Origin of the sequence: Amycolatopsis sp. NPDC004625 (assembly GCF_040609695.1) — a bacterium.
Lineage (GTDB): Bacteria > Actinomycetota > Actinomycetes > Mycobacteriales > Pseudonocardiaceae > Amycolatopsis.
Genome location: NZ_JBEXKX010000077.1, coordinates 1 through 24,126 on the forward strand (window position 1 = coordinate 1; position 24,126 = coordinate 24,126).

The following is a 24,126-nucleotide window of genomic DNA, read 5'->3' on the forward strand; positions in this document are numbered from 1 at the left end:
CGGCGCCGAGGTCCGGCAGGTGCGCGACACCGCCCGCGGCCGCGCGCACGCCCTCGCCGCCGGCTTTGCCGCGTACACCGAGCACAACTACTTCAGCGAGTTCCAACTCGCCTTACCACTCACGACATGGACCACACGTAGCCGTCCGGGCGGATCAGGACCCGGCGGCCACCGGACGCCTCGTAAGCCTCGTACGCGTGGCCACCTTCGTCCACCAGGTCCGTTCCCGTCGCCACGCTGCCCGCCGGCAGGATGCGGTAGCCCGTGGCCGAGGCGTCACCGAAGACCAGCTCCGTCGCGTGCGGGCCGCGGAACAGCTCGAACAGCCGCACCCGCTTGCCGTTCGCGTCCACCAGCGGCGCGTCCGGCGCCCGGTCGCCCGGCCGCAGCTCACCCGTCCCCGCCGGCGACAGCGGCCCGCCCCGGTAGGTGATGTCCAGCTGCTGCGTGTCCTCCCCGCGCCGGTGGGCGTCCTCGTCGCCGTCGACGTACTTCTGCAGCAGGCCCGTCGAGACGCCGAGCACCCGGGCCGCGACCGTCCGCCGCTCGACCTCGTAGCTGTCCAGCAGCTCCGGTGAGCCGTCCGCGAGCTTCCAGCCCAGGTTGTAGCCGTCCTGGATGCCGGTGTTCAGCCCCTGCCCGCCGGTCGGCGGGTGGACGTGCGCCGCGTCGCCGGCCAGGAACACCCGGCCGTCCCGGAAGCGCGCCGCCAGGCGGACGTTCGGCCGCCACACCGTCGACCACGCCAGGCCGGACAGCTTGACCGCGCCCCCGCTCAGCGCGTCGAGCCGGGCCTGGACCGCGGGCAACGCCGTTTCGACGTCGGTCTCGCCGTCGCCGAGCGAGGCGCCGAACTGGAAGTACGGGGTGCCGGCCAGCGGGGTGAACATCATGCCGTTCATCGGCTCGTCCGGCGTCGCGAACCAGTGGCCGTGGTTCCGGTCGAGCCCTTCGGCCACGACGTCGCCGAGCAGCATCCGGATCGACTCGTCGGTCGTGCCCTCGAACGGGATGCCGAGGGTCTTGCGCACGAAGCTCTTGCCACCGTCGGCGCCGACGAGGTACTCGGCGCGGACGGTCTCGCCCGTGCTCAGGGTCGCCGTGACGCCGTCGCCGTCCTGCTCGAAGCCGGTCAGCGCGGTGTTCAGCTCGACGCGCACGCCGAACTCGGCCAGCCGGTCGCGCAGGATCCCCTCGGTCTGCGACTGGCCCAGGAACCAGCCGGTCGGGTACGGCTTCGACGGCGTCGGCTCGACCGGGTCGAACATCAGCCGCTCGCCGACCACCTCGCCGCCGAGGTGGATCTGCATCGCGACCGGGGCCATGCCCGCGGCCAGCACGGCGTCGAGCACGCCCAGGTCCTCGAACACCTCCAGCGTGCGCGGCTGCATCCCGTCCCCGCGCGAGCCGACGAAGTACGTCTCCGCCTTGTCGATGATCCGCACCGGGACGTCCCGCCGCGCCAGCTCGATGGCCAGCGTCAGCCCCGTCGGCCCCGCCCCCGCGATCAGCACCCGTGTGTCCATGTCGCCCTCCCAGTGAATTGTGATTCAGTGAATCTTGATTCAGAATGGCGCTGCTAGCGTCCCGTGTCAAGGGAGGTGCCGATGACGGCGACGAGCCGCAGGGAGAAGGCCGCGGAGACCGAGAGCGCGCTCAAGGCCGCAGCCAAGCGCGTCTTCGCCCGGAAGGGCTACCTGAACACGAAGATCACGGACATCACCGCCGAAGCGGGCCGCGCGGCGGGGTCGTTCTACAACCACTTCGCGGGCAAGGAAGAGCTGCTCGAGGCGCTCCTGGCCGACATCGCGGCGTCAGGCGACGAGAGCGCCGACAGCGAGGACCACCTGGCCGACTTCAGCAACCCGGCGGCGGTCCGCTGGCACGTCAAGCAGTACTGGGACTTCTACCGCGACAACGCGGCCACCATGCTGGCCCTGCGCCAGGCGGCGATGGTGAGCGAGTCGTTCGCCCGGACGGTGGCCCGGTTCGGCGCTTCGCAGGCGGCGGACCTCGACGACCACCTGGCGTACATCACCCGCGCCGGCCTGCGGCTCCCGGCGGACCCGGACCGCTGCGGCATGCTGATCTACCACCTCGTGGACGCCTTCGCGGCGACGTGGCTGCACGGGGCGCCGCCGGGCTGGACGCCGCCTTCGGACGAAGAGGCGATCGACATGCTCACCCGGTTCGTCTACCGCGGCCTCACCGGCACGGACTACTGAGGCTCCGGCCAGGCGTCCACGACTTCGACGTGCCGCAGGCCGGCGGATTCGGCGATGAGCCGGAACCAGGCCGCGCACTCCGGCACGGTGTTGATCAGGCGGGCGGACTCCTCGGCGTCGGCGCGGCTGCGCCACAGCACGATGTCGAGCCAGCCACCGTCTTCTTCCCTGGTCAGGTAGGCGGCGAGGCAGCCGGGGAACCGCCGGCGCATCGCCTCGACCATGGCCGGGCGATCCGCCAGCAGCTGCGCCACGGCGCCTTCGTCGACCGTGAAGCGGGCCAGTTCGATCGTCATGGTCATACCGGCACCGTAACCGACGGCACCGACGATTTCCGGACGCTCAGCCCGCGGTCAGCCGCTCCACGGCCGCGTCGACGCGCTCGTCCGTCGCGGTCAGCGCCACCCGGACGTGCTTCCCGCCCTTCGGGCCGTAGAACGTGCCCGGCGCCACCAGGATCCCACGCTCCGCCAGCCACGCCACCGTCGCCGAGGCGTCCTCGTCGCGGGTGGCCCAGAGGTAGAGCCCGGCTTCCGAGTGGTCGATCCGGAACCCGTTGTCCAGCAACGCCTTCCGCAACACGAGCCGGCGGCGGGCGTACCGCTCGCGCTGGACTTCCAGGGCCTCGTCGTCCGCCAGGGCGGCGACCATCGCCTCCTGGACCGGGCGCGGCACGATCATGCCCGCGTGCTTGCGGACGTCGAGCAGCTGCTTGATCAGCCGGGGGTCGCCGGTCAGGAAGCCGGCTCGGTAACTGGCCAGGTTCGCCGACTTCGACAGCGAATGCACCGCGATGAGGCCTTCGGTGCGGCCGTCGCAGACGTCCGGGTGCAGCACCGACAGCGGCGACGTCTCCCAGCCCAGCGCCAGGTAGCACTCGTCGGAGACCACGACGACGTCCCGCTCGCGCGCCCACTCGACGACCTTGCGCAGGTGCTCCACCGGGAGCACGCGACCGGTCGGGTTGGACGGCGAGTTCAGCCAGATCATCGCCGGGTTCTGCGGGCCGAGCGAGACCGTGCTGTCGGTCCGCAGGATCGTCGCGCCCGCCAGCAGCGCGCCGACCTCGTACGTCGGGTACGCCAGCTCCGGGATGACGACGACGTCACCGGGGCCGAAGCCGAGCAGCCGCGGCAGCCAGGCCACGGCCTCCTTGGACCCGATCGTCGGCAGCACCGCGTCCGGCTCGATGCCGTCGACACCGTGCCGCCGCGAAAGGGCGCCGCGCGCGGCTTCCCGGAGGGCCGGGATGCCGTGCGTGGTCGGGTAGCCCGGGATCTCCGAGACGGACGCGAGTGCCTCGCGGATCCCGGCCGGCACCGGGTCGACCGGCGTGCCGATGGAGAGGTCGACGACCCCGCCGGGATGCGCCTGCGCCGTGGCCTTGACCTCGGCGAGCGAATCCCAGGGGAAGTCGGGCAGCGCGACCGGGCTCATTCGCCCTGCGGGGGCAGCGCCTTGATGAAGGCCGGGTCGTGCGCGGTCTTGCCCACCTTGGACGCGCCGCCGGGCGAGCCCAGCTCGTCGAAGAAGTCGACGTTGGCCTTGGTGTAGTCCGACCAGTTGTCCGGGACGTCGTCCTCGTAGTAGATCGCCTCGACCGGGCAGACCGGCTCGCAGGCGCCGCAGTCGACGCACTCGTCCGGGTGGATGTACAGCATCCGCTCGCCCTCGTAGATGCAGTCCACGGGGCACTCGTCGATACACGCCTTGTCGAGCACGTCGACGCAGGGCTCGGCGATCACGTAGGTCACTGCGCACTCCTGCTTTTCTCTGCAAACAGCCAGTCGGTGCCGACACTACGCGGTTCGGGCACCCGTTCGGACGGTGAGGCAAGCCTTAGCCATACTCCGGGTATGGGACTCACCTCTCGCGGCGGCGCGGGGGCGGGGTCGCCCGGGCGTCGCCGGTGATGACGAAGCGCGGCTTGGGGGCCTCGTCGGTGTCACTTTCGGGCTTCTGCTCCCCCACAGCCCGGTTGAACCCCTCGGAGATCTCGTCGACGAGCTTCTCGTTGTGCCGCTCGTCCTTGCGCTGGATGCCCACCGCCACCTCCAGAAGAAATCCGCTCCCGCGACTTTCACCGCCTCCGTCACAATCTAGCGGTGAACGCCCCCGAAAGGCTCGAAACCACCTGCAGCAGAGCATGGCCGCCGCTGGTCGAGGAACCCCTAGGTGAGTGGTCCCTGCGCTGGGCGGCCGGGTTCACCGGCCGCGCGAACAGCGCACTTGCGGTCGGCGACCCCGGTCGCGCGCCCGGCGACGCCCTGCGCGCGGTGTGTGACTTCGCCCACGATAGGGGGATCGCCCCTATGGTCCAGGTCGTCCGCGACAGCCCGAACGAGCGTGCGATCGCGGCCGCCGGCTGGGTGCCGGCGACGCACCACGGCGCCGGGCACGAGGTCGCCGTCCTCACCGCGCCGCTGACCGCGGCCCCCGCCGTCCCCGGCTTCGCCGTCCACGACGAGCCGGCGTCCACCTGGTGGGAACTCACGCTGAACCCGGGCGAGGACTCGCCGGCCGCGCGGCAGGTGCTGGCCGGTGGCAAGGTCGGCTACGGCATCGCGACCGTCGACGACCGGACCGCCGCCGTGGTCCGCGGGGCCCTGGTCGACGACTGGCTGCACGTCGGGCGGCTGGCGGTCGATCCCGCCTTCCGCCGCCGCGGGCTGGCGTCGGCGCTGATGGCCGCCGTGCAGACCTGGGGCGTGGAACACGGGGCGGGCCACGCGGTGTTGCAGGTGGCGGAGGGGAACTCGGGCGCGCTCGCGCTCTACGCGGGGCTCGGCTACGCCCCGCACCACAGATACCGGTACTGGGTGCCCGCACCCGGCTCGTGCGAGGATTCGACGTCGTGAAGATCGTGGTAGTGGTCGGCGGAGTGGGCGGGGCCCGCTTCCTGCTGGGTTTGAAGTCGGCGCTGGGCATGTCCCCCGAGGGCGCGAGCGAGTCGGAGCACGAGGTGACGGCGCTGGTCAACACCGGCGACGACGTCTGGATGCACGGCCTGCGGATCTGCCCGGACCTGGACACCTGCATGTACACGCTGGGCGGCGGGATCGACAAGGACCGCGGCTGGGGGCACTCGGGCGAGACCTGGGTCGTCAAGGAGGAGCTGGCCGCCTACGGCGCCGACCCGGACTGGTTCGGGCTCGGCGACAAGGACATCGCCACCCACCTGATCCGGTCGCGGATGCTGCGCGCGGGCTACCCGCTCTCGGCGGTGACCGAGGCCCTGTGCGACCGCTGGCAGCCCGGCGTCCGGCTGCTGCCGATGTCGGACGACCGCGTCGAGACGCACGTCGTGATCGACGACCCGGAGCAGGACGGCCAGCAGAAGGCGATCCACTTCCAGGAGTGGTGGGTGCGCTACCGCGCCGAGCCGAAGGCCCACTCGATCGTCGCGGTCGGGGCCGACGAGGCCAAGCCCGCGCCGGGTGTCCTGGAGGCGATCTCGGGGGCCGACGCGGTGCTGTTCGCGCCGTCGAACCCGGTCGTGTCGGTCGGCACCGTGCTGGGTGTGCCCGGCGTCCGGGACGCGCTGCGCAAGACGTCGGCCGGGGTCGTCGGGGTGTCGCCGATCATCGGCGGCAAGGCGCTGCGCGGGATGGCCGACGCGTGCCTGACCGCGATCGGCGTCGAGACGTCCGCCGAGGCCGTCGGCCGGCACTACGGCTCGCGCCGGGACGGCGGCGTGCTCGACGGCTGGCTGATCGCCGAGGGCGAGACCGCCGACGTGCCGGGCGTGACCGTCCGCGACGTGCCGCTGCTGATGTCCGATGTGGACGCGACCGCGGCGATGGCCCGCGCCGCCCTCGAACTGGCTGGAGCTCCCGTTGACCGACACCGCTGACCACGCCTCCCCCAAGCTGGAGATCCTGCCCGTCACCGGGCTGCCGGAGTTCCGCCCGGGCGACGACCTGACCGGCGCGATCGTCGCGGCCGCGCCCTGGCTGCGTTCGGGGGACGTCCTGGTCGTGACCAGCAAGATCGTCTCGAAGGCCGAGGGCAGGCTCGTGCGCGTGCCCGCCGACCCCGAGGCCCGCGACGCCGCCCGCCGGAAGCTCGTCGAGCAGGAGGCCGTGCGGATCGTCGCGCGGATCGCGCGCACCGTGATCACCCAGAACCACCTGGGGATCGTGCAGGCCGCGTCCGGCATCGACGCGTCCAATGTGGCCGGTGACGAGGTCGCCCTGCTGCCCGCCGACCCGGACGCTTCGGCGCTGGCGCTGCGCAACGGGCTGCGGGAACGGCTCGGCGTCGAGGTCGCCGTGGTCGTCACCGACACGATGGGCCGGGCGTGGCGGGTGGGGCAGACCGACGCCGCCATCGGGTCTTCGGGGCTGCGCGTGCTGCACGCCTACCGCGGCCAGGTCGACGGGCAGGGCAACGAGCTCGCCGTCACCGAGGTCGCCGTGGCCGACGAGCTCGCCGCGGCCGCCGACCTGGTCAAGGGCAAGCTCGGCGGGACGCCGGTCGCGGTCGTGCGCGGGCTGCTGCTCGAGGACGACGGCTCGACCGCGCGGGACCTGATCCGCCCGCTGGAGGAGGACCTGTTCCGGCTGGGCGCCAACGAGGCCGTCGCGCAGGGCCGGCGCGAGGCCGTCCCGGCCCGGCGTTCGGTGCGGCAGTTCGCGGACGAGCCGGTTTCGCCGACGTCGATCCGCCGGGCGGTGGGGTCCGCGCTGACCGCGCCCGCGCCGCACCACACGCACCCGGTGCGGTTCGTCTGGCTGCGCGACGCCGGCGTCCGGAAGAAGCTGCTCGACGCGATGCGCGAGTCGTGGCAGGCCGACCTGTCCGGCGACGAGTTCACGCCGGAGCAGATCGCGAAGCGGCTCGACCGCGGCGACATCCTGTACCGGGCCCCGGAAATCGTGCTCCCGTTCCTGGTGCCGGACGGCGCGCACACCTACCGCGACGACCGCCGCAACGACTGCGAGAAGACCATGTTCACGGTGGCCGGCGGGGCCGCGGTGCAGGGCCTGCTGGTCGCGCTGGCGGCCGAGGGCCTGGGGTCGTGCTGGATCGGCTCGACGATCTTCGCCGCCGACGTCGTGCGGGACGTCCTCGGCCTGGACGAGCGCTGGCAGCCGCTGGGCTCGGTGGCCGTCGGGATCCCGCTCGACGAGCCGGAACCACGCGGACCGGCCCTGGCCGGGGAAGGACTCCTGGAGCTGTGAGCCTGCACGCGGACGCCGTCGCAACGCTTTCCTCGTGGCGGCCTTCGGCGGCTTCCCAGGAGTCGTTGCGCCAGGCGTTCCTCGGGTTCCTCGCCGCGCGCGAGGATTCGTGCCAGCGGTCCTGCGCGGCCGGGCACCTGACGGCGTCGGCCGTGGTCCTCGACCACACGGGCACGCGGGTGCTGCTGACGCTGCACCCACGGGTCGGCCGCTGGCTGCAGCTCGGCGGCCACTGCGAGCCGTCGGACACGTCACTGGCCGGGGCGGCGCTGCGGGAGGCGACCGAGGAGTCCGGGATGGCGGGGCTGCGGCTCTCGCCGGAACCGGTGCACCTGGACGTCCACCCGATCACGTGCTCGCTGGGCGTGCCGACGCGGCACTTCGACGTCCGGTTCGCGGTCCACGCCCCGGCGGGGGCTTCGCCGGTGCGCAGCGACGAGTCCGACGACCTGCGGTGGTGGCCGGTGAACGCGCTGCCCGAGGGGTCGGAAGATCTCGCCGATCTGGTGAAAGCCGCCGTTCCTGTCGGTGCCGGGCGATAACCTGGTCCGCGGACAGGGAGGGACCACATGGCCACACAGTTCCCGGAGCGGGTGCACTACCACTCCGGCGGGGGCGGCGACACGGGCGTGTTCGGGTACGTCGTGCTCGGGCTGATCGTCCTGGGCATCATCGTGTTCGTCGTCGCGGTGATCGTCCGGGTGTCGAAGATGCGCCGCGAAGAGGCGATGAAGCGGAGCGGGCAGTTCCCGCCGCCGAACCCGAACTTCCCGCCGCAGCAAGGATTTGCGCCACCGCCACCGGGTTTCACGCAGCCTGGGTTCGCGCCGCCGTCGCCGGGGTTCCCGCAGCAGCCGGGTTATCCGCCGGCGCCGCAGCAGTACGCACCGCAGGGGCCGTCGTTCCCGCAACAGCAGTTGCCGGGGCCGGGAGCGGGCCCGCAGAGCTGGTGATCGTCCCCTTCGACAGCGGTTCGCCGGTCCCGCCGTACGAGCAGGTCCGGTCGGGACTCGCGACGCGGATCAACGACCGGACCCTGGCCGTGGGCACGAAGCTGCCCACGGTCCGCCGGCTCGCGGCCGACCTGGGCATCGCGCCGAACACGGTGGCGCGCGCCTACCGCGAGCTGGAGGAAGCGGGCCTGATCGAAACCCGCGGCCGCGCCGGCAGCTTCGTGGCGGCCGCAGGCGACCAGACGCGCCACCAGGCCCAGCAGGCTGCGGCGGAGTACGCGAAGAAGACCCGTAGGCTCGGCCTCGACGACGCCGAGGCGCTGTCGATCGTCCGCGCGGCACTCGACGAGGGGAACGGCTGATGCTGAGCGTCCTGACGCTGCTGATCCTGCTGCTGGTGATCGGCGGGATCGTCGCGGTGGTGCTGGTCGTGGTGAATTCGAACAAGCCGAAGCAGCCGCCGTACCCGCCGCAGTACCCGGGGTACCAGCAGTACCCGCCGCAGCAAGGGTTTCCGGGGCAGCAGCCGCCGGGATACCCGCCGCAGCAGGGCTATCCGGGGCAGCCGGGGTATCCGGGGCAGCAGCCGCCGTACCCGGGCCAGCCGCCGTACCCGGGTCAACCGGGCGGCTATCCCCCGCAGCAGTGAGGCCACCGCGCACAGCCGGAATCGGTGCGGTGCGGCCCGGCAGCGCGCTGGTCGAGCCCGCCGCGCAGCTTCACATCGCGCGGTAGTCCCGCAGCTCGATCCGCGGCCCGAACCGCGGCCGCCGGTGCCCCGCCGCCTCCAGGTAGCGCACCGCCCGCTGCCGCTGCGGTGCGTACGGGGCCAGCAGCTCCGCCATCCCGGCGTCGTCGGTCTTCCGCCCCAGCAGTGCGTTCCCGACCATCGACGGGATGTTGTAGTCCCCGAAGCTCACCGCGTCCGGGTCACCCCAGGCCCGCTGCGCTATCTCCGCCGCCGTCCACACGCCGATGCCCGGGACCTGGCGCAGCCAGTGCCGCCCGGACAGCCCGCGCAGCTCCACCGCGTGCTCCAGGTGGTGGGCCATGCCCGCCGCGTTGAACAGGGCCGTCCGGCGCTTGATGTCGACGCCCGCCCGGTGCCAGTGCCAGTCCGGCAGGGCCCGGATCTGCGTCGGCGTCGGCGGCAGGCGCAGCCGCTCGGGGGCCGGCCCCGGCGGCCGTGAACCGAAGCGGCGGCACAGCTCCGCCCACGAGCGGATCGCCTCCTTGCCCGCCACCTTCTGCTCCAGCACCGCCAGCACCAGCCAGTCCCACACCGTCCCCGTCGCGCCGAGCCGCAGGCCGGGGACCGCGCGGCGGGCGCGGGCCACCACGTCGTGGTGCGCGACGAACCCCGAGTCGTCGTCGTTCGCGCCGAGCAGCGCCGGGACGCCGCTGAGCAGGCGGTCCTTCGCGTCACCCCAGGCCGCGGCCTCGATGCGGCCGTCGGTGTGGCGGCGCAGCGCCAGCGTGCCCGGGCCGTCCAGGGTGTTCGTGGCCAGCCAGGTGATCCCGCGCTCGTCGGTGAGGATGTTGAGCGACCCGCGCCCGCGCTTCAGCGGACGCAGGACGCGGTCCAGGTCGACTTCGAACGCGGGACGCCAGAACATCGGCTAAGCGTCGCTCGAGAAGCGGATGGAACCGTCGGGCAGCACGACGTCCGGCCAGATCCGGGCGCCTTCCAGCAGCTCGCAGCCCGCCCCGACGGACACGCCGTCGCCCAGCACCACCCCGCGCAGCACCGCGCCGGCGCCGACGCGTGCGCCGTGGCCCAGCACCGAACGCTCGACCACCGCGCCTTCGGAGACGGCCGCGCCGTCGAACAGGACCGAGCCGTCGATCTTCGCGCCCGAGCCGACCACCGCGGCGACGCCGATCGTCGAACCGCCGCTGAGCTGGGCGTCTTCCGCCACCGACGCGCCGTCGAGGACCAGGAAGTCACCCGGGCGGCCGGGCAGCGCCGACGTCGGCGCCACTCCGCGGACGAGGTCGGCCGAGCCGCGGACGAACGCCTCCGGCGTGCCGACGTCCAGCCAGTAGGAGGCGTCGACGAACCCCTGGATGTGCGCGCCCTGCTCCAGCAGCTGCGGGAACGTCTCGCGCTCCACCGACACGCGGCGCCCGGTCGGGATGGCCTCGATCACCGGGCGGCGGAAGACGTAGCAGCCGGCGTTGATCTGGTCGGTCGGCGGGTTCGGCGTCTTCTCGAGGAACGCCTGGACGCGGCCGGTCTCGTCGGTCGGCACCGACCCGAACCGGCTCGGGTCCGGGACGCGCTGCAGGTGCAGCGTGACGTCGGCGCCGGACTCGCGGTGCACCCGCAGCTGCTCGCCGAGGTCCGAGCCGGAGATGATGTCGCCGTTGAAGACGATCACCTGCTCGGCGCGCAGCTTGTCGTAGACGTTGCGGATCGCGCCCGCGGTGTCGAGCGGCTCCGCCTCGACCACGTACTCGAGCTCGAGGCCGATCGACTTGCCGTCGCCGAAGTACTCCTCGAACACCTCCGCCCGGTAGCTCGTGCCCAGCACGACGTGCCGGATCCCGGCCTCGCGGATGCGGGAGAACAGGTGGCTCAGGTAGGGCGTCCCGGCGGTCGGGAGCATCGGCTTCGGCGCCGAAAGGGTGAGCGGGCGCAGCCGGGTGCCCTTGCCGCCGACCAGGACGACAGCGTCGGTTTGGACCTCGGACGTCACGGAAATCTCCTCTTTTATCACGCACCGCTGAGCGACAAGCCGCGGGAAACCCTGACGGAGGTCGCCCGGAGGGCCTACCCTAGACAGGAAACAGGCGGGCCTTTCCCCAGAGGGCCCCGGGTCAGTCGGGAGGCCGAGGGGATGGACCCCCGCGATCGGGCGGACGCCCTGCTCGCACGAGCCCAGGCGCGCGGTGTGTTCGTCGTGACACCCGACAGCGCGACGTCACCGATGGACTCTTCGAACACCCAGCAGATCCCGCGCGCGCAGATCGACGGGCTCGACCGCAGCCGCGACCCCGACACGACCACGCAGCTGCCGGCGTCGCTGATCGAGGAGAACGACCACCCGCTGGCCGGCTCGTCGCCGACCCGGCGCCTGGAGGTCCCGGGCGGCCGCCGCCCGCAGCAGACGACACCGCTGAGCACGCCGTCGCCGACGACACCGCTGCAGACGCCGTTGGCCCGCCGGCCCCAGGCCGAGCAGATCACGAGCCCGCTGAAGGAGCCCGATCCGGAGGACACCGGCCTGGTGCCGACGGTGACGCAGAACATCGGCAAGTCCGACCTTTCACGCCGGCTCGACGGGATTTAGCGGGTTTCCAGCTTCAGCCGCAGCGCGAGGCCGAGCTTCACGGCGGCCAGCACCGGCTTCCAGACGAGCCCCGGGTGCCGGTCGGCGAGGTAGCGGTAGGCGCTGGCGTGGTGCGCGGCCAGCATCTTCTTCGACGCCTGCGAAGTCGAGTGCCCGCCTTCGTGCGTGACGCGCGAGGACGGCGCGTAGACGTTCAGCCAGCCCGCCTTGGCCAGCCGGTCGCCGAGGTCGACGTCCTCGAAGTACATGAAGTAGCGCGTGTCGAAGCCGCTGACGGAGTCGAACGCCTCCCGGCGGAGCAGCTGGCACGAGCCGGACAGCCAGCCCGACACGCGCTCGGCCGGGGCGCCGGTCTCCTGCCGGTACTGCCTCGTCCAGGGGTTGCCGGGCCAGACCTTCGCGAAGACGGCGTGCCCGATGCCACGCCCGAAGGACGGCAGCAGCCGCGCCGAGGGGTAGACGGTGCCGTCGAGATCGTGGATGAGCGGCCCGAAGGCACCCCCGCGCGGCCACCGCTTGGTGACCTCGAGCAGGGCGTCGAGCGACCCGGGCTCCCATTCGAGGTCCGGGTTGACGACGACTACCCAGCCGAACCGGTCGTCGAGCTCGGCGACGCCCCGGTTCGCCGCGGTCCCGTAGCCGACGTTCTCCCCGATGCTGAGCAGCTGGACGTTCGTCCGGTCGGCGGTGACCCGCTCGAGGGCCCCTTCGACGGACGCGTTGTCCGCGACGACCACCTTCACCTCGCGCTCGGTGGCCTTCTCGAGGGTGTCGAGGAACCGCTCGATGGTGTCCTCGGAGAAGTAGGTCACGGTCACGACGCCGACATCGTCGCCATAGCGGGAGTGCTCAGTCACCCGGCCATTGTCCACGCGTCACGCAGGGTGAATCGGGTGCCCCGGTCCAGCAGCACGACGGAAGAAGTCAGCGCGTCCGGAGGTGGCGGGACCACGCTTTCCCGTACGCCTCGCGGTGCCGTTCCGCGGTCGTAGCCCACGAGAACTCCTTCGCGCGCTGCTGAGCCGCCGTAGCCAGCTCCGCCCGGCGGCCCGGGTCGTCCAGCAGCTCACCGAGAGCCGCCGCGACATCCCCCGCGCCCACGCCGCAGTACGCCACCGCGTCGCCGCCCACCTCCGGCAACGACAGGCGGCGGGTCGTCAGCACGCACGCGCCGCACGCCATCGCCTCCAGGACCGGCAGCCCGAACCCCTCCCCCAACGACGGGTACGCGACGAGCGTCGCCCCGCCCAGGAACCCCGCCAGCGTGCCGAACGGCAGGTAGCCCGCCCGGATCACGCGCAGCCGGTGCGGGACCGCGTCCAGGGCCCGCTCCACCTGCGTGTCCCAGCCCGGCTGGCCCGCCAGGACCAACGCCGGCGCGTCGCGACGGCCGGCGACCGCCCTGGCGAACCCGCGGATCAGCGCCGGCACGTTCTTCCGCGGCTCCAACGCGCCCAGGAACGCCACGTACGGGGTCCGGCCGAGGCCGACCGCCTCGCGCGCCGCCGCGACCTCGGACGGCGACGGCGGGTGGAAGCGCTCGCTGTCCACTCCGTGGTGAATCACTTCCAAGGACGCGTGCCGCACCGGGCCGACGCGGGCCAGCTCCGTGGCCGTCGCCTCCGAAGGCACCACGCACAGCGTCGCGCGGCGCAACGCCGTCGCCGTCCACGCGCGGAAGAAGCGGGCCTTCACCGACGAGTGCAGCACCGCGTCCGTGAAGAACGTCGCGTCGTGCAGCGTGACGACCGAGGCCGCCGACGTCGCCAGCGGCATCGTGTAGTGCGGCGAGTGGACGACGTCCGCGCCGAGGCGGCGGGCCAGGCGCGGCAACGTCGCCTGTTCCCAGGTCAGCCGGGCCGTGCGGGTGGTCGTCGCCGGCGAGGCGGGCACGACGCGGGAGCGCGGCGCCAGCCGATCGTAAAGCTGCAGGTCGCGGGGCTGGCAGACGACGGTGATCCGGGCCCCGTCCGTGTCGAGGGCGGCGACGAGCGAATCCACGTAGCGGCCGACCCCGCCGCGGTCCGCGGGCACCGCGGTCGCGTCGATCAGCACCCGGGGGTCATCGCTCACCCCAGCAGAGTACGGCGGCACCCCCGGGCCCCGGTGGGGAACTGGCAAACCGGGCAGGTGGCAGGTTCACTCGTGCGCGCGACGGTGGATCGCCCAGACGGCTTCCGCCGCGCGACGCCACGTGAACGCCCGGGCCCGCTCCCGGCCGGCCCGCATCAGCTCCGCCGCCCGCGACGGCGACCCCAGCACCTCGCGCAACGCCTTCGCCAGCGCCGCCGCGTCCCCGCGGGGCACCATCAGCCCCGCGCCGCCCGCCACCTCGGCCAGCGCCGGGACGTCGGTGTGCACCACCGGGACCCCGGCCGCCATCGCCTCCAGCAGGCCCAGCCCGAACCCCTCGGCGAGGCTCGGGACGGCCAGCACGTCGGCCCGGCGCAGCACGGTCGCCAGCTCGGCGTCGGTCACCTTCCCCAGGACCCGCAGCCGTTCCGCGGGCAGGCCGCGCTCGGCCGCCAAGGCCACCGGGTCGACGCCGCCCCAGCCCGGCTGCCCGGCCAGCACGAGCGCCGTGCCGTCCAGCGCCGTGACCGCGTCGATCAGCACGTCGATGCCCTTGCGCGGCTCGATCGTGCCGACCGCCAGCACGTACTGCGCCGGCAGCTCCAGCTCGGCCGGCTCCGGCCACACCCGCACCCCGTGCGGGACCACCCGCACCGGCACGTCGACGTCGATGAGCACGGCCAGCTCGTCGGCGACCGCCCGGGTCGGCACGACCAGCCCGGACGCCCGCCGCGCGGCCCGCGCGATCATCGACCGGTGCCAGCTCACCCCGCGCGCGGTGAGCGTCTCGGGGTGCGTCCACGGCACGGTGTCGTGCACGGTCACGCTCAGCGTCTTCCCGGCCGGGGCGCGCGGCGGCGCGAACGGCGTCGGCGCGTGCACCGCGTCGCCGCCCGGCCACCAGAGCAGGCCCAGCTGCCACGCCGCGATCAGCGCGCGCGGCGGGATCCGCAGCACCCGCGGACCTTCGACGCCGTCCAGCCGGGCGGGGTCCACGTCGGCGTGCCGCGCGACGACGCTGGACACCGTCCAGCCCGGCGGCGCGGTCTTCGCGAGCGCGGGGAGCAGCTCGGCCGTGTAGCGCCCGGTGCCACCGGGCACGGGCGCGAGGAGCTGCTCGGCGAGCACGACCAGTTCGGGCACGCGGCTATTGTGCGGGACGTGACCGTCAATCCCGCCACCACGGTGGTAGTCGTGACCTGGCGGGGTGCGCCGCACGTCACCGCCTGCCTCGACGCGCTCGCCGCGCAGACGCGTCCACATCGGACGCTCGTGGTGGACAACGCCTCCGACGACGGCACCGCCGCCCTGCTCGCGGCCCATCCCTCGCGCCCGGAGGTGCTCCGCCTCCGCCGCAACACCGGCTACGCGGGCGCGCTCGCCGTCGCCGCTCGCGAGGTCGGGACGCCGTTCATGGCGTGGCTGAACGACGACGCCGAACCGGCGCCGGACTGGCTCGCCACGCTGGAGGACGCCCTCGAAAAGGCGCCGCTGGCCGCCGCGGCGACCTCGCTGCTCGTGCGGCCCGACGGCGGCACGCAGTCCGCCGGCGTCCGGCTGACCGCCGACGGCCACGGCGCCGACGTCACCGAACCCGCCGGCGAGGTGTTCGGCTTCTGCGGCGGCGCGGCCCTGCTGCGCACCGACGCCCTGAAGAGCGTGCACGGCGTCCCGGCGGAATTCTTCTGTTATTACGAGGACACCGACACGGCGTGGCGGCTGCGGCTGGCCGGGTGGGACGTCGTCGCGGCGCCGGACGCGCGCGTCCGGCACGCCCACGGCGTCAGCAGCGAGCTGGGTTCGCCCCGGTTCCACCGCTGGAACGAGCGCAACCGGCTGCTCATGCTGCTGCGCTGCGCGCCCCGCGCCGTCGCCGTGAAACAGCTGATCAGGTTCGCGGCGCTCACCGCCGTGCTGCCGCTGCGCCCCGGACGCCCGCGGGCGGCGAACTTCCGGTTCGGGCTGCGCTGCCGGGTGCTGGCCGAGGTGGCCCTGCGGCTACCTGCGACGTTGCGGACCCGCCGCAAGATCACCCACCGCGCGGCGCTCGGCCGAGGCGCGGTCTGGGAGGCATGGGCGGGCCTTTAAGCTTGCGCCAGGATCGACGACGAGGAGCTGGCTTTGGCGCAGGGGGATCCGCAACCGCTCGTCTCGGTGATCGTGGTCAACTACCACGGCGCCGACGACACGATCACCTGCCTGCGCGCGCTCGCCGAGCACGACTACCCCGAGCTCGAGCTGATCTGCGTCGACAACTCCACAGGTGAGGGCGAGGCCGCGCGCATCCGCGAGGCCGTCCCCCAAGCCCAGGTGATCGAGGCCGGCCGCAACACCGGGTTCGCCGGCGGCTGCAACCTCGGTGCGAAGCACGCGAAGGGCACTGTCCTCGCGTTCCTGAACAACGACGCGCGCCCGGCGCCCGGCTGGGTCTCCGCCGCCGTCGCCGAGCTGCGCGCCCAGCCGCGTGTCGCCGCCGTGGCCAGCAAGGTCCTCGACTGGGACGGCACCGGAACCGACTTCGTCGACGGCGGCCTGACCTGGTTCGGCATGGGCTACAAGCGGCACGCGGGCTCACCGCTGGCCGACGTCCCGGCGGCCGAGCACGAGGTCGCCAAGGACGTCCTGTTCGGCACCGGCTCGGCGCTGTTCGTCCGGGCGGGCGTGTTCGCCGAGCTCGGCGGCTTCGACGAGCGGTTCTTCATGTTCTACGAGGACGTCGACCTCGGCTGGCGGCTCAACCTGCGCGGCTGGCGCGTCCGGTACGTCCCGCAGTCGCTGACCTACCACCGCCACCACGCCACGATGGCGTCGGTCGACGCCCCGGAGACCGGGCGCGAGACGTTCCTCCTGGAGCGCAACGCCCTGGCCGCGCTCTACAAGAACCTCTCCGACGAGACACTGGCCCGCGCCCTGCCCGCGGCGCTCGCGCTGGCCGTACGCCGCGCCACCGCCCGCGGCGAGCTCGACGCGACCCAGCTGGACCTCGAACACGGCGTCGGCCCGGTCGAATCCGGCGACGTCGCCATCCCCCGCACCACGCTCGCCGGGCTGCTGGCCATCGACCAGTTCGTCGAGCAGCTGCCGTCGCTGGCCGAGTCCCGCGCCCTCGAGCAGGCCGCCCGCGTCCGCACCGACGCCGACCTGCTTCCCTTGCTGCGCAAGGCGTTGGAGCCCGCCTACCCGCTGCCGCGGTACCTGGCCGCGCACGACATCCTGGTCGAGGCGTTCGGCATCGACAAGGCGTTCGGGCAGCGCCGCAAGATCCTCGTGCTGACCGGGGACGCGCTCACCGAGCGGATGGCCGGCCCGGCGATCCGCGCCTGGAACATCGCGCTGGCCCTGGCCGCCGAGCACGACGTCCACCTGGTCACCACCAACCCCCTGGTCACGCCGCCGCCCGCGCCGTTCCGGGTCAGCGCGGGCAAGTTCCGCGAGCTCGACGCGCCGATCGCCTGGGCCGACGTCGTCGTCCTGCAGGGGCACGTGCTCGAACTGGCGCCGTCGCTCAAGAAGCAGTACGGCGGCAAGATCGTCGTCGCCGACCTGTACGACCCGATGCACCTCGAGCTGCTGGAGCAGGGCAAGGGCGTCGCGGACGACAAGCGCGCGGCCGACCTCGCCGGCGTCACGCGCGTCCTGGACGCCCAGCTCGAACGCGGCGACTTCTTCCTGTGCGCGTCCGAGCGGCAGCGGCACTTCTGGCTCGGCCACCTCGCCGCGATGGGCCGGCTTTCGCCGCGCCTCTACGACGCCGATCCGACGACGCAGTCGCTGCTCGCCGTGGTCCCGTTCGGCCTGCCGGCCGAGCCGCCGGTGCGCACCGGGCCGGGCCTGCGGTCGTCGCTCGGCATCGGCGGCACCGACCACGTCGTGCTCTGGGCGGGCGGGGTGTACAGCTGGTTCGACCCGTTGACGCTGGTCCGGGCGATCGACCGGCTGCGCCGCAACCGCGGCGACGTCCGGCTCGTGTTCCTCGGTATGAAACACCCGAACCCCGAGGTCGCCGAGATGGACATCGGCGCCCGGACGATCCGGCTCGCGGACTCGCTGGGGCTGACCGGCAAGCACGTCTACTTCAACGAGCAGTGGGTGCCCTACCACGAGCGCCAGAACTGGCTGCTCGACGCGAACTGCGGCGTGACGACGCACTACGAGCACGTCGAGACGACGTTCGCGTTCCGCACCCGCGTCCTCGACTACCTGTGGGCGGGGCTGCCGATCGTCACCACCGACGGCGACGCCTTCGCCGACCTGGTCCGGGCCGAGCGGCTCGGCGTGGTCGTCCCGGCCGAGGACGACGCGGCCCTGGCGGAAGCGCTCGAAAAGGCGTTGTACGACGAGGAGTTCGCCGCGGGCTGCGTCGAACGGCTCGCCGTCGTCGCGCGGCGGTTCGCGTGGCCGGAAGCGCTGAAACCGCTGGTGGAGTTCTGCCGCGACCCGCGGCCGGCGGCCGACCGGCTGCCCGGGGCCGACGACCTGGTGCGGACGCCGGCGGTGCGCGGGCGCGCGCTGCTGCGGCGGGACGTCGACCTCATCCGCGAGTACCTCGACGCGGGCGGGCCGGCCGAGCTGGCGCGGCGCGTCGGCGGCCGCGCGTTGAAGGTCGCGAAGCAACGGCTCCGCCGTGGCTAGGTCACTGACCGTCCTCCTCGACGGCACGCCCCTGCTCGGTGCGCGCACCGGGATCGGCCGGTACACGGCCGCGCTGAGCGAAGAACTGGTGTCGATCCCGGAGGTCGACACGCGCGCGGTGGCGTTCACGCTGCGCGGCTGGCGGCGGCTGCGGCACGTGCTCCCGTACGGCGCCCGCGCCCGCGGGATGCCGGTGGCGGCGCGGCTGCTGCGGATGGCGTGGCTGCGGTCGGACTTCCCGCCGGTGGAGCTGTTCGCCGGCCCGACCGACGTCGTGCACGGCACGAACTTCGTGCTGCCGGGCCGGTTCCGCGCGGCGGGCGTGGTGACGATCCACGACCTGGCGTTCCTGGACAACCCGGCGGAGCTGGCCCCGAGCGACCGCGACCTGCCGGCCCTGGTCCGCCGCGGCGCCCGCCGGGCGAACGTCATCTGCACCCCGACGGCGGCGGTGGCGGACGCGGTGGCCGAGCGCCTGGACGTCTCCCGCGACAAGATCGTGGTGACGCCACTGGGCGTGAACCCGGCGTGGTTCACCGCCCGGCCCCCGGACGACGAGCGCCGCGCGCGTCTCGGCCTGCCGGCCCGCTACCTGCTGTTCGCGGGTGCGGCGGGGCCGCGCAAGGGCCTGGACTGGCTGACCCGCGCCCACGACGCGGCGCCGGACCTGCCGGACCTGGTGTTCGCGGGCCCGGGCCCGTTCCCCCGCGGCGCCCGGCGTTCCCAGACCGGCTATCTGTCCGATGTGGACCTCCGCACGGTGGTCGCGGGCGCGTCGGCGCTGGTGCTCCCCTCCCGCGACGAGGGCTTCGGCCTGCCGGTGCTGGAGGCGATGGCCTCGGACGTCCCGGTGGTCTGCACGGACATCCCGGCCCTGCGCGAGGTGGCGGGCGAGTGCGCCAGCCTGGTCCCGTACGGCGACGTGGACGGCCTGGCGGAGGCGCTGCGGACGGCGGTGACGGACCCGCACGCGGTGGCGACGTCGGCGTCCCGGCGCGCGCACGCGGCGAACTTCACGTGGCGCACGTGCGCGGAACTGACGGTCGGCGCGTACCGGCTCGCGTCAGGGCGTCACTGACCTGGTCGCGGGCGCGGGGTGCGCCTCGCCGCCGCTGCCGGAGCCGCCGCCGAACAGGAGGATCGTGGCGACGAAGGTGGCGAGCACCGTTCCGCCGACGAGCCGCACCAGCGTGCCCCACCGCATCGTCACCACCATCGCCCGCTCCTTCCACCGGTCCCGTGGCCCACGGTCCGCGCTTCCCGGGCGGCGGTCCAAGCCGACTTCCGGCAACAGCCCGGTATCGGGTCGCCCGGGCGGGTAACGCCGGGCCGGGCCGCCGAGACTTACCCCCCGGACCGGGCGCGCCGACCCCGGTTGCGCCGATCGGGCGACCAGCGGGAGGTCCCATGCCGGGCGACGACGACCTCGAACCCGTCCTGCGCGATCTCGTCTTCGGGCGACTGGGCCAGACCCGCGCCAAGGTCGCCAACAGCCCGGAGACCCGGGCGTTCCTCGAGATCGGGCTCGACCTCCTGCGGGACGACCTCGTCCAGCACACCGGGCCCGACTTCGAAACGGGCCTCCGGTCGAAGCTGTTCGAGTCGATCTCCCGCGAACGGATCCTGCAGCGCGCGGCGGCGGCCGACGAAGGTCGGCGGGACAAGCGGCTGCTCACCGTCAACATGTTCCGGTACCGCTGGGAGCGCAAGGACCGCTACACCGAAGACCTCATCTCGTACATGTTCCGGCTGACCCCGCAACGCAGCCACCTCGACGACATGCACGCCGCGAGCGATCGCCTGATCCGCGAGGTGAGTTACGCGGAACTGGTGCGCACGGTGGCCGACGCCGAGGTCCGGGCGGTGCTGGCCGACCCGCTCGTCGTCGTCCAGACCATCGTGCAGAACGCCATGCCCAACCACCCCCGCGTCCGGGAGTTCTGCCGGGTGCACCTGGACCACGTGCTGCCGCGGTGGGCACAGCTGTACGAAAAGGTGACCGCGGCCTACGGCTTCCGCCTGCGGCCGGCCTACACCTGGCTGGACATCGCGGTCATGTTCAACGCGGTCACCGAGGGGGAGCTGGTCTGGGCCCGGACCACCGGCCGGCCGGAACTCTCGACCGGCGACCACGTGCTGGCCGGCGTCGTACTGGCCCTGACCCCGGCCCTCTTCGAGAACGTGCCGGCCGACCTCGAAACCTGTTACGCCGTCGCGAAGTAGGCGGCCAGGGCCTCTTCCCACGGCCGCATCGGGGTCAGCCACGCTTCGCGCCACGAAGCCGGGGACAGCACCGAGTACGACGGGCGGGCCGCCGGGCGGGGGAACTCCGCCGTCGTGCACGGCTTGACCCGGGCCGGGTCCGCACCCAGGTGCTCGAAGATCGCCTTCGCGAACCCGCACCAGCTGACCGAACCCGCGTTGGTGCAGTGCAGGATCCGCCGCTCCGGCCCGTCGCCGGCCGCCGCGCGGGAGGCCAGCTCCAGCAGGCCCGCGGCCAGGTCGGCCGTCCACGTGGGACCGCCGACCTGATCGTCCACAACGGACAGTGTGTCGTTCGCGGACTCCAGGCGGGCCATCGTCTTCACGAAGTTCGTGCCGGTCTTCCCGTACAGCCAGCCGGTCCGGACCACCCACGACGAGGCGCCCGAGCCGAGGACCGCGTCCTCGCCGGCCGCCTTGGTGCGGCCGTACGCCGAACGCGGGCCCAGCTCGTCGGACGGCTCGTACGGCGCCGACGCGTCCCCCGGGAAGACGTAGTCCGTCGACACGTGGATCAGCGGCACCCGCCGGGACGCGCAGGCCGCGGCGAGCACGCGCGGCCCGTCGGCGTTCACCGCGAACGCGCGTTCCTCGTCCGCCTCCGCCGCGTCGACCGCGGTGTACGCCGCCGCGTTGACGACCACCGGCGCCGAACCGGATTCCCGCGCCCGCTCGGCCAGCGCGCCGACGGCCGCCAGCACCTGGCCCGTCTGCGTCACGTCCAGTTCGGCCGACCCCGGGGCCACGACCTCCACCGAAGGGGACGCCAGCGCGGCCAGATCCCGGCCGAGCTGCCCGGAACCCCCGGGCACGAGCACCGTCAGCCGCACAGGCACTTCCTCTACTTCCGGAGGGCGGTCCGCTCGGCCAGCGGTTCCCACCACGCGCGATTTTCCGTGTACCAGGCCACTGTCGCGGCCAGACCGTCCTCGAAGGACACGCGCGGAGCGTACCCCAGCTCCTTGTTGATCTTCGTGATGTCCACCGAATACCGGCGGTCGTGGCCCTTGCGGTCCTCGACCGGCTCGACGCTCTCCCAGCCCGCGCCGACCGCCTGGAGCAGCCTCTCCGTCAGCTCCCGGTTGGTGAGCTCGGTGCCGCCGCCGATGTTGTAGATCTCGCCCGGCCGGCCCGCCTCGGCGACCAGCTGGATGCCGAAGCAGTGGTCGTCCACGTGCAGCCAGTCACGGACGTTGAGCCCGTCGCCGTAGAGCGGCACCTTCCGCCCGTCCAGCAGGTGGGTGACGAACAGCGGGATGACCTTCTCCGGGAACTGGTACGGACCGTAGTTGTTGGAGCACCGGGTGATGCACACCGGCAGCCCGTGGGTGCGGAAGAACGACCGCGCCACCAGGTCCGACGACGCCTTCGACGCCGAGTACGGCGAGTTCGGCTCCAGCACGTTGTCTTCGGTCCACGAACCGTGCTCGATCGAGCCGTACACCTCGTCGGTGGACACGTGCACGAACTTGCCGACCCCGGCTTCCAGCGCCGCCTGCAGCAGGTTCTGCGTGCCGAGCACGTTGGTCAGCACGAAGTCGGCCGCCCCGAGGATCGAGCGGTCCACATGGGACTCGGCGGCGAAGTGCACGACCAGGTCCACCCCGGTCATCACCTCGGTGACCAGCGCGGTGTCGCAGATGTCGCCGCGCACGAACCGCAGCCGCGGGTCCGCGGCGACCGGCGCCAGGTTCGCCTCGTTGCCCGCGTAGGTGAGCTTGTCCAGCACGACCACCTCGGCATCGCGCAGCGCCGGGTAGGCGCCGGTCAGCACCTGCCGGACGTAGTGCGACCCGATGAAGCCGGCACCACCGGTGACCAGGACCCGCATCTTCCCGCCTTTCCTTCGTGCCCCGGGCGGGGCATACCGCCCCCAGCCTACGGAGGTCCCACAACACCCTCAGTAGAGTCTGCGGCGGAGACACACGGGTGTCCTGGGGGAAGCACGGGGTCAATGGGGAGGAAGCGCGTGACCGAACAGGCTGCGCCGACCATCCCGGCGCGTCGCGGCCACGGTGCCACGGTCTTCGCCCGCCGCGGCGGCAAGGCCGTGGTTTCCCTGCTGTCGGTGGCCGTCCTGGCCCTGACCTGGTACGGCTGGAACTACATCGGCGACCCGAACACCGGCCTGACGACCACGAACGTCTTCGCCGACACCGAGGCGCACGCGAAGCCGCTCGACGGCGCGATCGACATCCTCCTGGTCGGCCAGGACAGCCGCACCGACGCGCAGGGCAACCCGCTGCCCCGCGAGGTGCTGGACATGCTGCACGCCGGCGTCTCCGACGGCGAGCTGAACACCGACACGATGATCCTCGTGCACATCCCCCAGAACGGGCAGCACGCGATCGCGGTCTCCTTCCCCCGCGATTCGTGGGTCGAGCTGGCCGGCGGTTACGGCAAGCACAAGCTCAACAGCGCGTTCGTCTACGCGTACACGGACACCTACAAGACGTTGCAGCGCCAGGGCGTGACCGACCTCAAGCAGGCCGACGCGCAGGCGAAGGTGGCCGGGCGGAAGAACCTCATCGCCACGCTCGAGAAGTTCATCGGCAAGCCGGGCATGATCGACCGCTACGCCGAGGTGAACCTGGCGAGCTTCTACGAGATCACCAAGTCGATCGGCGGCGTCGAGGTCTGCCTCAAGGGTCCGGTCAAGGAGGTCAAGTCCGGCGTGGACCTGCCGGGCGGCCGCCAGACGATCGAGGGCGTGCAGGCGCTCGCGTTCGTCCGCCAGCGCTACGGCCTGCCCAACTACGACCTCGACCGGATCGCGCGCCAGCAGGCGTTCCTGTCCGGGCTGGCCCGCAAGGTGATTTCGACCGACGTGCTCACCAGCCCGGCGAAGATCGCCGACCTGGTCACCGCGGTGAAGAAGTCCGTCGTGGTGTCGCAGGGCTGGGACCTGACCGAGTTCGCCGCGCAGATGCGCGGCCTGACCGGCGGCAACATCGAGTTCCACACCATCCCGACGCTGGGCAACGCCACCATCGGCGGCGCGGACGTGCTGCGCGTCGACCCGGCCGCGGTGGCGGCCGAGGTGACGCGGCTGATGTCGGACGGCGGCACCCCGGCGGCGCCCACGTCGGCGCAGGTGCCGGGCGCGAACGCCGTCACGATCGAGCTGTTCGACGGCTCGGGCTCGCCCGCGCTGGCCGGCCAGACGCACACGATGCTGCAGGGCAAGGGCTTCACGCTCGGCGCCGACCAGCGGCTGAGCACCCGCACCACGACCGTGGTCCGGTACAACCCGGCCGACGACACCGCGTTGGGCCTGGTCAAGCAGGCTCTCGGCACGACGGTCCAGGCCGAGCCGGACCGGGACGTCCCGGCCGGGCACGTGCGCGTGCTGCTGGGCAAGGACTTCCGGACCTCGGCCGCCGGGCCGGGTGGCGCGCCGACGTCGTCGGCCGCGAAGCCGCCGGCGGTCCCGGCGGCGTCGTCCACCCCCGCCGCGCCGCCGATCACGGCGGGCGACGTCCCCTGCGTCAACTAGACTGCACAC

At 73.1% G+C, this 24,126-nt stretch carries 27 protein-coding genes; 14 read left to right on the forward strand and 13 right to left on the reverse strand.

All coding sequences use genetic code 11. From position 1 onward, the window contains the following. Window positions 1-119 precede the first annotated feature (119 nt). The gene (locus ABZW17_RS43545; RefSeq protein ID WP_354827859.1) at window positions 120-1,526 is read right to left on the reverse strand and encodes an FAD-dependent monooxygenase; all 1,407 of its coding nucleotides are present in this window, start codon (window positions 1,524-1,526) and stop codon (window positions 120-122) included. Window positions 1,527-1,607: 81 nt separating this feature from the next. On the opposite strand from ABZW17_RS43545, the gene ABZW17_RS43550 reads away from it, so the two are divergent. Then, window positions 1,608-2,225: a TetR/AcrR family transcriptional regulator gene (locus ABZW17_RS43550; protein ID WP_354827862.1), complete on the forward strand. Its 618-nt coding sequence runs from the start codon at window positions 1,608-1,610 to the stop codon at window positions 2,223-2,225. On the opposite strand, the gene ABZW17_RS43555 is transcribed toward ABZW17_RS43550, so the two are convergent. The 4 genes from ABZW17_RS43555 to ABZW17_RS43570 all read right to left on the reverse strand — a co-directional run bounded on the left by ABZW17_RS43555 (window position 2,219) and on the right by ABZW17_RS43570 (window position 4,271). Next, window positions 2,219-2,527, reverse strand: a complete 309-nt coding sequence (locus tag ABZW17_RS43555; protein ID WP_354827865.1) for an antibiotic biosynthesis monooxygenase — start codon at window positions 2,525-2,527, stop codon at window positions 2,219-2,221. The two genes, ABZW17_RS43550 and ABZW17_RS43555, sit on opposite strands and share 7 nt — an antisense overlap. A 40-nt stretch (window positions 2,528-2,567) precedes the next feature. Further along, on the reverse strand, window positions 2,568-3,662 hold the full coding sequence (gene dapC / locus ABZW17_RS43560; RefSeq protein WP_354827867.1) for a succinyldiaminopimelate transaminase: 1,095 nt from the start codon (window positions 3,660-3,662) through the stop codon (window positions 2,568-2,570). Next, window positions 3,659-3,979 carry a ferredoxin gene (gene fdxA, locus ABZW17_RS43565; protein WP_003083029.1) on the reverse strand — a complete coding sequence of 107 codons (321 nt, stop codon included), beginning with the start codon at window positions 3,977-3,979 and terminating at the stop codon, window positions 3,659-3,661. Before fdxA ends, dapC begins: the two co-directional genes overlap by 4 nt. Before the next feature lie 109 nt (window positions 3,980-4,088). Beyond that, entirely contained in the window at window positions 4,089-4,271 is a 183-nt protein-coding gene (locus ABZW17_RS43570; RefSeq protein WP_354827870.1) for a hypothetical protein, read from the reverse strand. A 59-nt stretch (window positions 4,272-4,330) separates the two neighbouring features. Between ABZW17_RS43570 and ABZW17_RS43575 the strand changes: the two genes are divergently transcribed. Genes ABZW17_RS43575 through ABZW17_RS43605 form a run of 7 tightly spaced genes read left to right on the forward strand, consistent with a single transcriptional unit; the run spans window position 4,331 to window position 9,010 of the window. Then, the gene (locus tag ABZW17_RS43575; RefSeq protein ID WP_354827873.1) at window positions 4,331-5,083 is read left to right on the forward strand and encodes a GNAT family N-acetyltransferase; all 753 of its coding nucleotides are present in this window, start codon (window positions 4,331-4,333) and stop codon (window positions 5,081-5,083) included. Beyond that, entirely contained in the window at window positions 5,080-6,078 is a 999-nt protein-coding gene (cofD, locus tag ABZW17_RS43580; RefSeq protein ID WP_354827876.1) for a 2-phospho-L-lactate transferase, read from the forward strand. The genes ABZW17_RS43575 and cofD overlap by 4 nt, the downstream gene beginning before the upstream one ends. Next, window positions 6,062-7,408 carry a coenzyme F420-0:L-glutamate ligase gene (locus ABZW17_RS43585; protein WP_354827879.1) on the forward strand — a complete coding sequence of 449 codons (1,347 nt, stop codon included), beginning with the start codon at window positions 6,062-6,064 and terminating at the stop codon, window positions 7,406-7,408. The genes cofD and ABZW17_RS43585 overlap by 17 nt, the downstream gene beginning before the upstream one ends. Next, window positions 7,405-7,950 carry an NUDIX hydrolase gene (locus ABZW17_RS43590; RefSeq protein ID WP_354827882.1) on the forward strand — a complete coding sequence of 182 codons (546 nt, stop codon included), beginning with the start codon at window positions 7,405-7,407 and terminating at the stop codon, window positions 7,948-7,950. Before ABZW17_RS43585 ends, ABZW17_RS43590 begins: the two co-directional genes overlap by 4 nt. Window positions 7,951-7,977: 27 nt before the next feature. Continuing rightward, window positions 7,978-8,361 carry a hypothetical protein gene (locus ABZW17_RS43595; RefSeq protein ID WP_354827885.1) on the forward strand — a complete coding sequence of 128 codons (384 nt, stop codon included), beginning with the start codon at window positions 7,978-7,980 and terminating at the stop codon, window positions 8,359-8,361. Further along, complete coding sequence (locus tag ABZW17_RS43600) at window positions 8,358-8,723, forward strand: GntR family transcriptional regulator (RefSeq protein ID WP_354827888.1); 366 nt, start codon at window positions 8,358-8,360, stop codon at window positions 8,721-8,723. The genes ABZW17_RS43595 and ABZW17_RS43600 overlap by 4 nt, the downstream gene beginning before the upstream one ends. Continuing rightward, window positions 8,723-9,010: a hypothetical protein gene (locus ABZW17_RS43605; protein WP_354827891.1), complete on the forward strand. Its 288-nt coding sequence runs from the start codon at window positions 8,723-8,725 to the stop codon at window positions 9,008-9,010. Before ABZW17_RS43600 ends, ABZW17_RS43605 begins: the two co-directional genes overlap by 1 nt. A gap of 70 nt (window positions 9,011-9,080) precedes the next feature. Here the strand turns inward: ABZW17_RS43605 and ABZW17_RS43610 are convergent, their stop codons facing one another. Together ABZW17_RS43610 and ABZW17_RS43615 are read right to left on the reverse strand one after the other, a co-directional pair. Then, window positions 9,081-9,977: a DNA-3-methyladenine glycosylase 2 family protein gene (locus ABZW17_RS43610; protein WP_354827894.1), complete on the reverse strand. Its 897-nt coding sequence runs from the start codon at window positions 9,975-9,977 to the stop codon at window positions 9,081-9,083. A gap of 3 nt (window positions 9,978-9,980) precedes the next feature. Then, window positions 9,981-11,060: an NDP-sugar synthase gene (locus tag ABZW17_RS43615; RefSeq protein ID WP_354827897.1), complete on the reverse strand. Its 1,080-nt coding sequence runs from the start codon at window positions 11,058-11,060 to the stop codon at window positions 9,981-9,983. 141 nt (window positions 11,061-11,201) lie between these two features. On the opposite strand from ABZW17_RS43615, the gene ABZW17_RS43620 reads away from it, so the two are divergent. Continuing rightward, window positions 11,202-11,654: a hypothetical protein gene (locus ABZW17_RS43620; RefSeq protein ID WP_354827900.1), complete on the forward strand. Its 453-nt coding sequence runs from the start codon at window positions 11,202-11,204 to the stop codon at window positions 11,652-11,654. Here ABZW17_RS43620 and ABZW17_RS43625 read toward each other — a convergent pair. The 3 genes from ABZW17_RS43625 to ABZW17_RS43635 all read right to left on the reverse strand — a co-directional run bounded on the left by ABZW17_RS43625 (window position 11,651) and on the right by ABZW17_RS43635 (window position 14,870). Next, on the reverse strand, window positions 11,651-12,511 hold the full coding sequence (locus tag ABZW17_RS43625) for a glycosyltransferase family 2 protein (RefSeq protein ID WP_354827903.1): 861 nt from the start codon (window positions 12,509-12,511) through the stop codon (window positions 11,651-11,653). The two genes, ABZW17_RS43620 and ABZW17_RS43625, sit on opposite strands and share 4 nt — an antisense overlap. Before the next feature lie 67 nt (window positions 12,512-12,578). Further along, a complete protein-coding gene (locus tag ABZW17_RS43630) occupies window positions 12,579-13,709 on the reverse strand; it encodes a glycosyltransferase family 1 protein (RefSeq protein ID WP_354827945.1) in 1,131 nt (376 codons plus the stop codon). 84 nt (window positions 13,710-13,793) lie between these two features. Next, the gene (locus tag ABZW17_RS43635) at window positions 13,794-14,870 is read right to left on the reverse strand and encodes a glycosyltransferase family 1 protein (RefSeq protein WP_354827906.1); all 1,077 of its coding nucleotides are present in this window, start codon (window positions 14,868-14,870) and stop codon (window positions 13,794-13,796) included. Window positions 14,871-14,879: 9 nt separating this feature from the next. Here ABZW17_RS43635 and ABZW17_RS43640 point away from each other — a divergent pair, with 9 nt between their 5' ends. From ABZW17_RS43640 to ABZW17_RS43650, 3 genes are read left to right on the forward strand one after another with little or no spacing between them, the layout of a single operon-like run. Further along, window positions 14,880-15,815 (forward strand): glycosyltransferase family 2 protein, encoded by a 936-nt coding sequence (locus tag ABZW17_RS43640; RefSeq protein WP_354827909.1) that lies wholly within the window; start codon window positions 14,880-14,882, stop codon window positions 15,813-15,815. A 33-nt stretch (window positions 15,816-15,848) separates the two neighbouring features. Further along, a complete protein-coding gene (locus ABZW17_RS43645) occupies window positions 15,849-18,359 on the forward strand; it encodes a glycosyltransferase (RefSeq protein ID WP_354827912.1) in 2,511 nt (836 codons plus the stop codon). Continuing rightward, window positions 18,352-19,437 carry a glycosyltransferase family 1 protein gene (locus ABZW17_RS43650; RefSeq protein ID WP_354827915.1) on the forward strand — a complete coding sequence of 362 codons (1,086 nt, stop codon included), beginning with the start codon at window positions 18,352-18,354 and terminating at the stop codon, window positions 19,435-19,437. The genes ABZW17_RS43645 and ABZW17_RS43650 overlap by 8 nt, the downstream gene beginning before the upstream one ends. Here ABZW17_RS43650 and ABZW17_RS43655 read toward each other — a convergent pair. Further along, the gene (locus ABZW17_RS43655; protein WP_354827917.1) at window positions 19,423-19,575 is read right to left on the reverse strand and encodes a hypothetical protein; all 153 of its coding nucleotides are present in this window, start codon (window positions 19,573-19,575) and stop codon (window positions 19,423-19,425) included. The two genes, ABZW17_RS43650 and ABZW17_RS43655, sit on opposite strands and share 15 nt — an antisense overlap. Before the next feature lie 191 nt (window positions 19,576-19,766). Here ABZW17_RS43655 and ABZW17_RS43660 point away from each other — a divergent pair, with 191 nt between their 5' ends. Further along, on the forward strand, window positions 19,767-20,582 hold the full coding sequence (locus tag ABZW17_RS43660) for a hypothetical protein (protein WP_354827919.1): 816 nt from the start codon (window positions 19,767-19,769) through the stop codon (window positions 20,580-20,582). Here the strand turns inward: ABZW17_RS43660 and rfbD are convergent. Continuing rightward, the gene (gene rfbD / locus ABZW17_RS43665) at window positions 20,564-21,457 is read right to left on the reverse strand and encodes a dTDP-4-dehydrorhamnose reductase (RefSeq protein WP_354827922.1); all 894 of its coding nucleotides are present in this window, start codon (window positions 21,455-21,457) and stop codon (window positions 20,564-20,566) included. The genes ABZW17_RS43660 and rfbD overlap by 19 nt on opposite strands. Window positions 21,458-21,462: 5 nt before the next feature. Further along, window positions 21,463-22,452, reverse strand: coding sequence for a dTDP-glucose 4,6-dehydratase (rfbB, locus tag ABZW17_RS43670; protein ID WP_354827924.1), 990 nt, complete (start codon window positions 22,450-22,452; stop codon window positions 21,463-21,465). Between the two features lie 138 nt (window positions 22,453-22,590). On the opposite strand from rfbB, the gene ABZW17_RS43675 reads away from it, so the two are divergent. Continuing rightward, on the forward strand, window positions 22,591-24,117 hold the full coding sequence (locus ABZW17_RS43675; protein WP_354827927.1) for an LCP family protein: 1,527 nt from the start codon (window positions 22,591-22,593) through the stop codon (window positions 24,115-24,117). Window positions 24,118-24,126: the final 9 nt, after the last annotated feature.

Coding starts and splice junctions, on each gene's coding strand:
- ABZW17_RS43550 (WP_354827862.1), top strand. CDS start 1,608: ATGACGGCGACGAGCCGCAGGGAGAAGGCCGCGGAGACCGAGAGCGCG.
- dapC (WP_354827867.1), bottom strand. CDS start 3,662: ATGAGCCCGGTCGCGCTGCCCGACTTCCCCTGGGATTCGCTCGCCGAG.
- ABZW17_RS43620 (WP_354827900.1), top strand. CDS start 11,202: ATGGACCCCCGCGATCGGGCGGACGCCCTGCTCGCACGAGCCCAGGCG.
- ABZW17_RS43610 (WP_354827894.1), bottom strand. CDS start 9,977: ATGTTCTGGCGTCCCGCGTTCGAAGTCGACCTGGACCGCGTCCTGCGT.
- ABZW17_RS43545 (WP_354827859.1), bottom strand. CDS start 1,526: ATGGACACACGGGTGCTGATCGCGGGGGCGGGGCCGACGGGGCTGACG.
- ABZW17_RS43605 (WP_354827891.1), top strand. CDS start 8,723: ATGCTGAGCGTCCTGACGCTGCTGATCCTGCTGCTGGTGATCGGCGGG.
- ABZW17_RS43660 (WP_354827919.1), top strand. CDS start 19,767: ATGCCGGGCGACGACGACCTCGAACCCGTCCTGCGCGATCTCGTCTTC.
- rfbB (WP_354827924.1), bottom strand. CDS start 22,452: ATGCGGGTCCTGGTCACCGGTGGTGCCGGCTTCATCGGGTCGCACTAC.
- ABZW17_RS43555 (WP_354827865.1), bottom strand. CDS start 2,527: ATGACCATGACGATCGAACTGGCCCGCTTCACGGTCGACGAAGGCGCC.
- ABZW17_RS43595 (WP_354827885.1), top strand. CDS start 7,978: ATGGCCACACAGTTCCCGGAGCGGGTGCACTACCACTCCGGCGGGGGC.
- ABZW17_RS43655 (WP_354827917.1), bottom strand. CDS start 19,575: ATGGTGGTGACGATGCGGTGGGGCACGCTGGTGCGGCTCGTCGGCGGA.